Below are 12571 nucleotides of genomic sequence, written 5' to 3'. Positions count from 1 at the left end.
GTCCGTTACGACGAGTAGTTATGCACAGCTGTTCATGGTGCACGCAAAGGTGTGACGGTCGAGTCGCCGTGTGCCAGCACGTGAACCGTCACCGGACCCGCGACTCCTGTCCCTGGGTATGCAAATCCGTCGTCTCAGAGAGGAACGGGGATACAGCCTGGAAGAACTCGCAGAGCTCAGCGGGCTGAGCTTTCGCGGCCTCATCTATATCGAGCACGGGCAGCGCAGCCCCAGCGTGCTGACGCTTCTGGATATCGCAGCAGGACTCGGTGTGGAACCGGGCGAGCTCGTCAACCATGTAGCGCGCGAGGTGCCAGGCAAACGGGACTCACCATAGTTCGCAGGCGGTCAATAGGGGATCGGTGTTTCCTGCCAGCACGCGACGCCCGTTTGGGCTTTGCTGCTCGCGGGCAGGGTTTTCAGGCCGAATGACCGCGGGCGTCAGGGGGGATTAGCCGGCGGGCCTGTGGTCACGAGGGGCCCGCGCGTTCGATGCTCGCGGTTCGCGTACGGGCGGGTTGCCCTCAAGGTCTTGGCGGAGGGGCGGACCGCTGTCCGAACTTCGCTCGCCAGTGCTGGCCGAGGTGGTAACAAGGTGGACTCACCTGCCTTCTGGTGAGTTGCTGCTCACCGAGGGCGGCAGCTGCTCCGTGCCATGGGTTAGCCGCACGTGGCGAGGCTGAAGTGCACCGGAGGACATTCATGTCCGGAAATGATTGTGCATGAGCCCCGTCACATTGCCCAGTGTGCAGCCGCCAGGGATCCTAAAAGGCTTGCCAGAGTGGCAGGCGTTTGGGGGATGTGATGGCCCGCCCGGCAGTACGTGATGGCAGCGATCCCAAAGCCGTCCGTGACACTCGCGTCTTGATCGACTGTCTGCAGGAGCTGGTGCGGGGCGCCGTCTCCAAGACCATCCGTGATTGTGCCAAGTACCCGGAAACGGTGTGGCTCGCGGACGCTCCCGATGGGACCGTGCGCCGTGCTGTGGACGCCGACCCTCGCATCATGGTGGTCAAGCACCGTCCACCCCACGAAGCACCGCGGCTGCCGGCGATCTTGCACGGCAGGGTGTCCGCCGAGGCCGCCGCCACCGCTGGACCGCAACCTCCCGGCCTGATCGACAACACACCGAATGACCGTCAAATAGCCGACGACCAGGCAAGCGTGGAGGAGAACCAACTGGCTCTGGAGAGCGGCAGCTCCGAAGAACGCAAGGCGTACGAGACGTGGGCCGGCAAGTGGATGCGATGGTCACAGGAAGAGCTGGCGGCCGAGCCGCAACGGCGACTGCACCAGCAGCTGTACCGGATGGCCAAGAAGATCGAGCAGGACAGCGACACCTTCGAAGTAGTCCTGGCCGTAGGTCTCTTGCAACTCGGAGCCGCTCGTCCCTCGGCCCGGGTCCGCCGGCACATCGTGACAACACCGGTGACCCTCACCGTTGAACCGGCATCGATCAACGTGACCGTTTCTCTGGTGCAGGAGCACCCCGGACGACTGGAAGACACCGACTTCCTCAGCGAGTCCGACGGCTACACGTCGGAGTTGCTGGGGGTCGTACGCTCCGCTGTCGAGGACGTCCCCTTCCACCCGCTGTCGGACCGGGCGGCACAGGCCGTGCGCTCGTGGGCGCAGCGGGCTTTCGGAGTCGACCGCGTGCTCCCGTTCGACCCCACCGGCCAGCACCCCGACGACCTCACCGCTGAACCCCAGGCGCGGTCACTGCATCTTGCGCCCGCACTCATCCTGCGCGAACACAGCCAGCGCTCCGTCCTTGGCTTCTACGAGAGCATCGCCCGGGCGCTGAAACGTCCCGGAGCACAAGCCCCTCTGGGACTGGCGCAACTGCTGTATGACCTTGAACCGGAGCACCGGACGGCCTGGGGGAGCAGGAATGGCTCCGTGCCGCCGGCACTGGGACCGGATCCGCTGTTCCCGATGGTCACCAACGCTGCCCAGCGCGATGTCCTGGACCGGCTGCAGCGCGACACCAGTGTCGTGGTCCAGGGCCCGCCGGGCACCGGAAAGACACACACCATCAGCAATCTGATCGCCGCACTCCTCGCGGACGGCAAGAGAGTCCTGGTCACCAGCGCGAAGAGCCAGGCTCTGAACGTGCTGCGCGACCAGCTGCCGTCCCAGTTGCGCAGCATGTGCGTGATCCAAGGCGATCAGTGGCAGGGCGGGAACTCCGATCTGAGCCAGTCGCTGGGAGCCCTGGCGCACCTGAACGCGACAACAAACCTCGATCGGCTCCAACAGCGCATAGACGACCAGCAGACGCAGCGGCACCAGCTCATGGCGGAGCAGGCCAAGCTCCAAGACCGCCTGCGTCAGGTCCGTGAAGTCGAGTGGTACGAGCACCCCGAGATCGCGCCGGGCTACCGAGGGCGGCTCGACGACATCGTGCAAGCTGTGGAACACGGCGCATTCGAATATCAGTGGCTGCCGCCCCTTGATGTCCAGGCCCCACAGGTCCCGCCCCTGACCACGGACGAAGCTGAGCGACTGTGGCTGCTCGTCACCCAGCACGGTCCCGGAATCCTCGACGCCCGCATCCAGTACTGCCCGGACCCTGCCACGCTGCCCGACCCGACGGACGTTTCCCGCCGCATCACGGAACTTCAAGGAGCCGAGGAAGCCGTCGGCCGCGAGCCGGTCACACCGCTGGCGCAGGAACTGGCGGACCACGGTGACGCCCGGCTCATTGTGCTGCAAGCGCTCCTCGACCGAGCCCAGCAGGCCCTGCAGAGGGTAGGGCTGTCCGCGGACCCCACCTCCTGGCAGGCGGATACCTGGTCCACGCGCGCGCTGCAGGACGGCATCGCCCAGCGATGGCAGCAACTGTGGGACAGCATCCGAAACGCCTCACAGCGCGCACAGCAGACCCACGACGAGATAGCCGCTGCATCCTTCCCGGAAGTAGAGATCCCCCGCCTCTCCGAAAGCGAGGAGAAGGAGCTCCTGATCGCGGGCCGCAATCTGGAGCAACACGTCCTGCGAACCGGCAGACTGAACACGCGATGGCCCCGGCCGGCCGTCGTCAAGCAAGCCCGATTCCTCCTCGAACAGTGCCGGGTGGAAGGCATGGCGCCAGCCGGCCGAGAGCACATCACCGCGGTCGTACGGCAACTGGAGATGCGCGCCCACGCCCGCACCCTGCGCGGCCGGTGGACCGGCGTCGGATCGGCCGTCGGACAGGACACCACCGAACTGATGACGTCCGAACTCCTGGACAGGGCCGTCACCCTGCAAGCCATCGACACCTGCGTGGAGGTCATCCGCCAGGTCCACGCAACCCTGCTGGCCGACGGAATCCAGACACCGGTCACCACCGCCGAGCAGTGGCGTGACATCCGCCAGGCCACGGCCCAGGCCCGTCAACTCCTGCACATCAGGACCGCAACACAACGCTTCGAAGAGCTCCTCAAGAGCCTTCCGCCGCCCCACCCGCATGGCGTGGAGGAGCTGCAGCGCGCGGCGGATGCCGTAGCGGCCCGTGATGCGCAGGCCTACGCGCAGGCGGTGGACGCACTGACTGCGGCATACCAGCGTGAGGCAGACCGGCGCGAGACCGGGAAACTCTTCGAGTGCCTTGCCGAGGCCCACCCCGAACTCGCCAAGGACCTCGCCGGCGACCCCCTCGCCCCGCACTGGCGCTCCCGGTTCGCCGCGCTGCCCCAGGCCTGGGCATGGCGGCAGGCGCAGGACTTCCTCGACACCCACCTGCTCCCAGGACGCGAAGATCAGCTCGAAGGCGAACTGACCCAGATCCAAACCCGGCTGCACGACCTGGTGGAACAGCTGGTCTGCGACCGCGCAGCACTCCATTGCGTCAGCCGCATGACCACCAAGCACAAACAGGCCCTGGCTGCATACGCCAGCGCCGTGGCCAACGCAGGCCAGGGAACCACCGAGTACGGCAGACGCCACCAGCGTCACGCGCGCTCAGCCATGCAGACAGCGCAAGGAGCGGTACCGGCGTGGATCATGCCGCTGAACCAGGTAGCGGAAACGATCAGCCCAGAGCCGGACTCCTTCGATGTCGTCATCGTCGATGAAGCAAGCCAAGTGGGCCTGGACGGCCTGCTGTTGCTCTGGCTCGCACCCCGCATCATCGTCGTCGGCGACGACCGGCAGTGCGCCCCGTTCTACAGCGGCAGCAAGCATGACCGGATCACCCAGATCTTCGACGAGCGCATGGCCGGCCTCGAACCCTGGCAGCGCGAAGGCTTCGACCCCAAGTCCAACCTGTACGAACTGCTGCAGTCCCGTTTCACCGAAGTGATCCGTCTCACCGAGCACTTCCGGTGCATGCCGGAGATCATCAAATGGTCCTCCATGCAGTTCTATCCCGACAACCAGCTGGTCCTGCTGCGCCAGCACGGCTCCGACCGCCTCCCTCCGCTGAAGGTCGTCCACGTGCCCGAAGGGCACTGCGAAGGACGCCGGGACAAACTCATCAACCGGCCCGAGGCAGAGGCCGTCGTCAACGAACTGCACCGCCTCACCCAGGACCCTGCCTACGCCGACCGCAGCATCGGCGTGATCATCCTGCGCCACGGCGACCAGACCCGCCTGGTCCAGGACCTCGTCGACCAGCGCATCGACGTATCGGCCCGCGAACGCCACAGCATCCAGGTCGGCACACCCGAACAGTTCCAGGGAGACCAGCGCGACGTCATCCTCCTGTCGATGGTCGTCGACGGAGCCAACGTCATCGCCGCGACCGGCCGGAACCACGAACGACGCTTCAACGTGGCCGCCAGCCGGGCCCGCGACCAGATGTGGCTCTTCCATTCCCTGACCATCGACCAGCTCAGCAGCAAAGACCTGCGCCGCTCCCTGCTCACCTACATGGTGAGCCCGCCCCCGCCCTACACACACCCCCACCAGCCCGCCAACGTCAGCGCAGACCGACACTGCGAGCCCTTCGACTCGCTCTTCGAACAGCGCGTCTTCCTGCGCATCAAGGAACGCGGCTACGACGTAGTACCCCAGTGGGAAGTCAACGGAAAACGCATCGACCTCGTCGTCACCGGAGGCCACGGACGCCTCGCAGTCGAGTGCGACGGAAGCCCTCACCACTCCACCCCGAAACAGATCCACGACGACGCCGAGCGCGAGCGGGAGCTTCGCCGCGCCGGCTGGACGTTCTGGCGTATACGCAGCAGCGCCTTCGCCCTCTCACCCGACGAGGCCTTGGAACCTCTGTGGGAACGCCTGACCGAGCTGGGCATCCATCCCCGCACGGTCCGCGAGCCATCCATCGATGACGCGCTGACCGACATGCCCTGGACTCCGGTCGGCCTGGCCGAGGCCGAACCCGACGAAGACGCGGACCCCTACGACGGCGAGCCGGACGAAGACAGCGAGGGACACTGACATGGACAACTACGACGACAGCACCCTCGAAGAACTGGCCGCCATGGTCTGCGGTGACGAGCCGGGCATGAAACGCCGAGCGGGCTGGGAACTCGCTCCCTTCCTCCGCCGGGCCGGCTGGGAAGACGTCCCCGACCACGACGGCAGCCCGCGCCACCGCTGGGTACACACCATCCTGCGCGAACGGCAGGAAGACCAGGCAGGAGACACCGAGCGCGTCATCCTGCGCCTGGCCGACCGACGGGAATACCAACAACAACCCGCCGACTACGACGCCGTCATCCAACGCCTCCAGGAAGTCCTCGCCCTCGAAGGCCGCCGCATCGACTACCACAAAGGGCAGCCGTTCCTCATCGAGTACGACCCCGACGAACCCCCTCGCCCCCAGCGGGTAGAGCTGAAGGTGGCCATCACCGACATCGTCTCCGACCCCGACCTGGCCCGCGCCGTTCAGCTACGCCTCGACGAAGCCCGCATCTGCCAAGAACACGGCGCCTACACCTCCGCCGTCATCATGCTCGGGAGCCTCCTCGAAGGCGTCCTCGTCCACGCCGCCGACGTCAGAAACGCAACCGTGCCGCTGACCCGCCCCGCCCGCGACACCCGACTGCAGGACCTCATTCAGCACGCCCACACCAACCAGTGGATCGACCAAGACGCAAAAATGGCCTCAGACCTGCTACGCACCTACCGCAACCTGGTCCACCCCCTCGCGGAGAAACGAGCCAAACACAGCGCAGACTTCGACACAGCCGACCTCTGCTGGTCCACAGTCAACGCTGTGCTCAACGACCTGGCGGCAAGCAACCCTCAATAGGCGTCGGTAACGACGTTAACGAGTTTGACAGGAATGTGGCAGCCCCTTTCTTACCCGTTAACGTCGCGTTGCTGTAGCTTGCACCATCGACAGCGACCGCAGACTGAACGCAAATCTCTCATGGAAGCCGTCAACAGCCCCGGCGTGGACATAACCAAATTTACTGCCAAAGGCGGAAGGTGGCTTTGCGGCGAGCACCTTCGAACCGGAAAGATCCGGGGCGTACTGAGATTCTCCGGGGCGGGCACACAATGGAGAAGCGTCTGAGTCATTCAACTGTAGATGTTTCCCCGAGCTCAACTGACGGTCCCTCTGTTGCAGCCTGCTCGGGAATCTCAATCGGGGGCGATTCCAGAGAGACCGTTCCGAAGAGTGCCTCGAAGATGAGGTCGAACTCGCAACCAGCGGAGTCTTTAAAGACAGGCAGGCCGCGGATGGCTTCGGCAGTGGTATACCGCTCGCAGAACGTGCGAGCACGGTCGTTCTTGTTGTTCGATTCGTTCGTCTGCAAGTCCGGATAGTAGGCCTCGATGGCCCCGCGCTCCCACACGTAGATGTTCTCTTCGCGGAGCATTCGCAGCAGGTCCAGCTTCATCTTCTCTAGCTCAGGGTCACTGGCTTCCTCCAGGATCCTGCGCGCCGCGCCTGAAGCGGATCGGGCGAAGAAGGCGTCTACAGCGGCGTTCAACTCGTCGAACCCGCACAGTCCCTGGGCGTGCTCCTCCTGCTTGATCTTGGCCTGCCGCCACAGTTCCCGTGCGCTGCCGCTGGTACGGATTCCCTTGAGGGTCCTGCTGGAAACCTCATCCGATTCTTCCTCCTCCACCAACTCCGTGACCCGGCACACGAGCCGATCACGCAGTTCACGGCACTTTTCACTGGCGCCCAGCTTGTCGAAGCCGTCAAGCACGGCATCCAGGTCAGCGATGACTGCGACTCGCATCTCGAAACGCTGGAAGAACTTACGGTACCGCTCGATGCTTCCTTTTCCCTCTACCTTGGCGATCGCGGCTCCGCGCTTTTCGAAATCCCACTGGGGGCTGAGAGTGCGCGCGATATGGGGAATGAGAGTTCGGTCGCTCGGGCCCTCCACGAGCAGAACGGAGTTGGCGAAGAAGGCGGCCTCGTTGTTCTCGTACGTGATGATCTCGAACTGGTCCCGGGCGTTCATGTCGGACAGGTCAATCACACAGGTCCGGCTGGCCGGCGGATCCAGAGTGTGGTCCTTGACGACCTTCACGAAGGTACCGGTTGCCCCGGGGGCACAGAACGCAGACGAGTGAGTACTGACCAGGACGTCGTTGTAGTGAGAGAAGATCGTCAGGGCTTCAAAGAGTTTGCGCTGCGCCTGCGGATGGAGGAAGACCTCCGGCTCTTCGAACAAGAGCAGACAGGGCTGCTGGGCACTGTCGGGCTGCGAAGGCCGTGCAGTCTTGAGGTCCACGTACGTACGCAGGATCGCGAACGCCACCGACCTGCGCAGACCGTCTCCCTTGGTCTTGAAGGGGCCACTGACGCCGTCGTTGATGGCGATCTGGGCCTCCTCCAACAAACTGCGAAGTCGGGGTGGGGGAATCTCCAGACGCACACTCGCACGAGGGAAGGACTCTTGGAGGTTCTGCTGGATCAACGTCTCGATCTGGCGCACCTCCGGCAGCCGCCGGTCCGACTCGCTGCCGTCCTCCTCCTCCACCACATTGAGTTGGTTCCGCAGTTGATCGAAAGAGGCTTCCAGCTCAGGGAGTTGATGCTCGATGTCTTCGAATAGGAGGGACAGGAGCCGACCGAACGTTGCTGATGACGTGGTCTTGAGATCGTCGTTCAGCTCTTTCACGGCCGGGATGTAGATTGGCTCCGGCAGCAACGGAGCCACCGATTTATCCAGGCCGGTCATCAGAGGATCGTCGCCCGTGCTGTAGGCGCCTTCCGGAAGAGCGGCGACGAGTTCAGCCCACTCTCGTCTCACGGCCACACGCGTGATCTTGCCGGACAGCTTGTCGAAGATCTCTGGGTAGACACCTCGAACGTTCGCCTCCAGCTCCTCAGTGGAGATCTTGGGGCGGAGTACCTCCTCAAGAGCTGGTTTCCGCAAGCGAGCATCGCTGGGCACCTTCTTGACCACCCACATGGAGCCCTTGCCCGGACTGGCGTACGTCCGGGCCAAGGTGAGGCGGCCGTCGCTCACCTCTGGCTCAATACGTGAGCGGTGACTGTCTTCCAGGCGCTGAAGGTCAGCCTCGTGGATTTCGGAGAAGCTGAGCTGGATGCGAACGGGGCGGGCGGGATTGAGGAAATCGGCCTCCGTGACGGCGGCTGAGCGCAAGAAGATGTTCAAGGCCTGGAACACAGACGACTTCCCCGCGTTGTTCTCGCCGATCAGACAACCAAAGCGGGAGAGGCGGATGTCAACCTGGCTGAGCCCGCGGAAGTTATCGATCTTGATGTGTGCGAGGCGCATGGTGCTCCAGAAGACTGTCGGGCCGAACCGACATCGTAGAGGCCCGTGTCGCCTCGACGTGGAAGTTCGAACACCACGGAAGCAAGGCCCCTTCCATGAGTTGACGCAGCACAGGGTGCAAGGGTCCTCGAACGGGGGCAGGAAGTGGGAGGCGTTTACGCATCGACTCGATGGGGTGCATCGGACCTGCCTACTGAGTGAGCGTTTTCAGCTCGGCCACCGATCGGGTGACGCCGACAGGGTGCGCAACGCACGAGGCTCCCGTGCCGTTGGGGGAGGTGTTCGAAGTCTCAACCCACAGGCGTAGGAGCCGCGTTGGTTCCGTATTCTGCCGCACTCGACCTACCTCATGCCCTGGTCGAGTGGGCAACCATGCTCATCGTCACCCGCGAGGGTGGCCGACGGTGCAAACTCCCGCCGCACCAGCGTGCGCTGGTCGGCCTGGTGTACCTGCGACGCCACGACACCCTCGCGCAACTCGCGGCAGGCTTCGGCATCTCCGTCGGCACCGCCCATGCCTACACCGCAGCCGTCATCGCCCTGCTCGCCGACCGCGCACCCGGGCTCCTGCGAAACCTGCGCGAAGCCGACCCCGACTACGTCCTGCTGGACGGCACCCTCGCGGAGTGCGACCGGGTCGGCGACAGCCGGGCCGACTTCTCCCAAAAACACCGACGCCACGGCGTGAACGTGCAGGTGGTGACCGATCCAGCAGGACGACTGCTGTGGATCTCACCCGCACTGCCCGGCCGCGCGCACGACCTGACCGCGGCCCGCACCCACCGGATCCTCCGGATCTGTGAACGCCAAGGCATTCCGATCCTCGCCGACCGTGCATACATCGGAGCCGGCCCGTGGGTGACGACACCCCTCAGACGCCTGCCCGGCCGCGACCTCACACCAACCCAGCAAACCGTCAACCGCGCGCTGTCGGCGGCACGCGCGGCGGTCGAGCGCGGCGTCGCACGACTGAAGTCCTGGCGGATCTTGCGCGAAGCCCGCTGCAGTCCCAACCGCATGTCGTCAATCGCAGCCGCCATCCTCACCCTGGAGCGGCACCGCTGAAAAGGCTCAGTGATAGAGATGGTCTGAGGCAATGTCGCGGTCCCGCACCGATCCGGTAATCGGACCAGCGTGATCAGTGCTCGGGATCCCTGTCATCCTGTGGTGAGGCGGGGTCTGGCAGTGATGAAGTGGAACCAGTTCGCCGATACGGACGGACTGCCGCACGCTCAGATGGATCAGCGGTCGGGGTCACGACCTCAGTGTCGATCACGCCCCACGGTCTGACCGTGATCGCTAATCTGCCCATGGTCCGTCTATCGGATCGGCTACCCTACGTGCTGCGAGTGGCTGGGGGAGGTGACGGGATCAACCTGCAGTGCCAACTTCCCCTGTACAAATACTCATCCCTGAAATGCGCAGCGGAGTTCCACCTCGTCTGGGTAACGCCGCAGCTGGAACCCCCACCTAGAGTCAGGGCACAACCAGGACGATTCAATGATTGACGAGCAGCTTGGACTGGATACGGCAGCGGCCGAGCAGACTGTCGTTTCTGTATTCAGGCAGATTGTTGCTGTCCTTGCGAGCCGGTCCAACGCGGCGATCGATGACGTTGCCCTGTTCCACCTGGCGAACACGTTGTTCGCTGCGTTTGCCAGGGCGGGGGAGGACGGCCTCACAACAGAGCAGATCAAGGCGGCCTGCGCCGCCTTCCCGGACGAGCTAGTCAAGGACCGCCTGAGCGTGCTGAAAGGGCTCGGCGCGATCCAGCCTGCCTTTGACAAGCCCTACCAACGTGAGTACCGGGCCTCCTTCACCAGCTACGTCTCCATGCTGTTCGTCCAGCGGATGTTGGCCCGCGGAGGTCAGTCGGAACTGCACCAGCTTCTGACGATGGAGAAGATCAGGCTGGAAGGCGGGGAGAGCACAACCGAGGAAGCACTTGAGGTAGTGGTCGGTATCACCACCGCACTTCGACTGCTCGTCGCCGAACTCGTAGCGCTGACCGTCAGCGGCACGGTGGAAAACCTGCGGGAGCGCGCGCCACTGCTATGGAACGCCAAGTCGCTGATCGACCAGGCGTCCGCAGTGCACGAGATCCTGTTGCAGTTCTGGCCCGCACTCAGCCGTAAATGCGGCGAACTGCGCTCGGCGATCGCCGCCTACGAAGATGCCTCGACGAACGCCTCGGCTCGCCTCATGGCAGCAGCGGGAACTTCCCGGGCCTTGAATCTCCTGCCCCCCGAGATGTGGAAGCGCTTCGCGAACCGCGCATCGGTGGACGAGCTCGCGGCGGTCCTGGCCGATCAGGTATTCGACGCGCCATCCCCATGGCACGACGTCGCTGACCTCGCGGAGGCCGTGGCCCGCACGCCACAGACAACTACCAACCGCCCGACACCACCGCGGTCCCCAGTTCCCGATAACAAAGAACAGCCCTACCAGGAATGGAAGGACGCCGAGGCCGAACGGCTGGCGGCAATCGCCGAGGAAGCGCTCAGCGGCGAGGACTCTGTGGCAGTCGAACACCTTCTGTCGGACATCGGCTGGGTAACAGCACGCCGCCTACTGTCCGACCTGACCGCCGCGAGCAACAACGACCGACTCCCCTACCGACTGACCTGGACCGGCCCGGTCCAGGTACGGGCAGGCAGTGTCCCCTCCTGGCTCACCTGGGGCGTGTTCGAACGAGTACGGAGACCCGCGTGAGTGATCCGGACGAGGCACTGTGGTGGGCGAGGGTGCGGGCCGAAGGCCCGCTGCGCATGCCGGCAGCCACAAGAACACCGGCAGGCATGCTGCGCGTAGTGGAGCAGGATGGTGAGATCTTCTGGCTGGTGCCCCGCCCACCCGACGACGTCACGCCAGCCGTGCTCCGCGAACTGCAGATGCCCTTGCTCTCCGTGAGACACCCCAACGAGACCAACCGGGTCCTTGCCGCAGCGCTGCGTTGCTGCTGGACCGATGTTCAGGCAAGCCCCTGGCCAGGCCAGTCGGCAACGATGCACGAGGTACTGGACGTCGTGGACCAGCTCATCCCCGGACGCGAAAGAGAAATTCTGCACCGCTTCGCAATGGGAGCATTCCGCCGCCTGCACACCAGTCGGTGGTTGTACATCGATGGCCAGGCGCAGACAGTCCGTCTTGGCCCCTGGACAGCCACCTGGCCCGACCAGGACATCTCCCTACTGCGGGACCTATGGCGTGAAATACCGCCCCCTCGACCTCCCGGGCAGGCGCACCGATGAGCGGCCTCTTCGACGACATGCTCCAGCCGCTCGGCGATAAACAGCGCGACGCGCTGGTCTCAGCCTGGGCCGCCCTTGAGTACGGCAGCGAGCCTGCAAGCGAAGCGGCGCTTCCCGCCCTCCGAGACGCGGCACTGCGTCACCAGCTTGACCAGATGCTGCACATGACCGGCCGCACGCTGGTCCCCGCAGGCGCCAACCTCTGGACATCGGGATACCGGGACGATATCGCTGCAGAACTCGTCGCGAATGGCTGGGGGATACTGCCGCCGCTGGAAAGAGCCGCGCTGATCCTGGTACTGATCCACTCAGTTGCGATCCCCCGGGCAGAAGGACGCCTGAGTGGGGACAACTGGCAGTCGAACCACCCCACGACACCGACCCAGCTGCGGAAACTCTCGCAGATCCACGGGCAACTGCGCCTGTCTGAGGCCCTGCAACGACTGCGCACAGCAGGCCTGGTCCGCACGGCGCGCGTACCAGACCACGAGACAGCAGGATCCTCCTACATTCCCGGGCCCGCACTACGCCGACTCACACCAGCCGCGCGCCAACGACTCCAGGAAAACCTGATCCTGGCCGTGGGCCCGGATACTGCTCTCGCTACCGCGATCACGGTCCGCCGGAACCTCGGCAACTCCCAGAAATGACGAATTCTTC

The 12571-nt window shown here is 64.7% G+C and carries 7 protein-coding genes; 6 read left to right on the top strand and 1 reads right to left on the bottom strand.

The annotated features are described in order from the left end of the window. Window positions 1–118 precede the first annotated feature (118 nt). From FDO69_RS35190 to FDO69_RS35180, 3 genes are all read left to right on the top strand, one after another. On the top strand, window positions 119–337 hold the full coding sequence (locus FDO69_RS35190) for a helix-turn-helix domain-containing protein (RefSeq protein ID WP_234388233.1): 219 nt from the start codon (window positions 119–121) through the stop codon (window positions 335–337). A gap of 467 nt (window positions 338–804) precedes the next feature. Then, on the top strand, window positions 805–5385 hold the full coding sequence (locus tag FDO69_RS35185; RefSeq protein ID WP_104786648.1) for an AAA domain-containing protein: 4581 nt from the start codon (window positions 805–807) through the stop codon (window positions 5383–5385). Window position 5386: 1 nt separating this feature from the next. After that, window positions 5387–6202 carry a hypothetical protein gene (locus tag FDO69_RS35180; RefSeq protein WP_104786645.1) on the top strand — a complete coding sequence of 272 codons (816 nt, stop codon included), beginning with the start codon at window positions 5387–5389 and terminating at the stop codon, window positions 6200–6202. Window positions 6203–6470: 268 nt separating this feature from the next. Here FDO69_RS35180 and FDO69_RS35175 read toward each other — a convergent pair whose 3' ends face one another. Next, window positions 6471–8660, bottom strand: coding sequence for an ATP-dependent nuclease (locus tag FDO69_RS35175; RefSeq protein ID WP_104786643.1), 2190 nt, complete (start codon window positions 8658–8660; stop codon window positions 6471–6473). Window positions 8661–8975: 315 nt separating this feature from the next. On the opposite strand from FDO69_RS35175, the gene FDO69_RS35170 reads away from it, so the two are divergent. The 3 genes from FDO69_RS35170 to FDO69_RS35160 all read left to right on the top strand — a co-directional run bounded on the left by FDO69_RS35170 (window position 8976) and on the right by FDO69_RS35160 (window position 12561). Next, window positions 8976–9725, top strand: a complete 750-nt coding sequence (locus FDO69_RS35170; RefSeq protein ID WP_104786640.1) for a transposase family protein — start codon at window positions 8976–8978, stop codon at window positions 9723–9725. 435 nt (window positions 9726–10160) lie between these two features. Continuing rightward, entirely contained in the window at window positions 10161–11372 is a 1212-nt protein-coding gene (locus FDO69_RS35165; protein ID WP_104786637.1) for a hypothetical protein, read from the top strand. A 535-nt stretch (window positions 11373–11907) separates the two neighbouring features. Beyond that, entirely contained in the window at window positions 11908–12561 is a 654-nt protein-coding gene (locus FDO69_RS35160) for a hypothetical protein (protein WP_104786634.1), read from the top strand. Window positions 12562–12571: the final 10 nt, after the last annotated feature.

Origin of the sequence: Streptomyces tibetensis (assembly GCF_007655005.1) — a bacterium.
GTDB classification, from domain to species: domain Bacteria; phylum Actinomycetota; class Actinomycetes; order Streptomycetales; family Streptomycetaceae; genus Streptomyces; species Streptomyces tibetensis.
Note: the sequence above shows the minus strand (reverse complement) of the source record. Positions and strands in the feature narration are given on the sequence as shown.

Bases quoted from the DNA above. Each gene is read 5' to 3' on its own strand.
- FDO69_RS35190 (WP_234388233.1), top strand. From the start codon at position 119: ATGCAAATCCGTCGTCTCAGAGAGGAACGGGGATACAGCCTGGAAGAA.
- FDO69_RS35185 (WP_104786648.1), top strand. From the start codon at position 805: ATGGCCCGCCCGGCAGTACGTGATGGCAGCGATCCCAAAGCCGTCCGT.
- FDO69_RS35180 (WP_104786645.1), top strand. From the start codon at position 5,387: ATGGACAACTACGACGACAGCACCCTCGAAGAACTGGCCGCCATGGTC.
- FDO69_RS35175 (WP_104786643.1), bottom strand. From the start codon at position 8,660: ATGCGCCTCGCACACATCAAGATCGATAACTTCCGCGGGCTCAGCCAG.
- FDO69_RS35165 (WP_104786637.1), top strand. From the start codon at position 10,161: ATGATTGACGAGCAGCTTGGACTGGATACGGCAGCGGCCGAGCAGACT.
- FDO69_RS35160 (WP_104786634.1), top strand. From the start codon at position 11,908: ATGAGCGGCCTCTTCGACGACATGCTCCAGCCGCTCGGCGATAAACAG.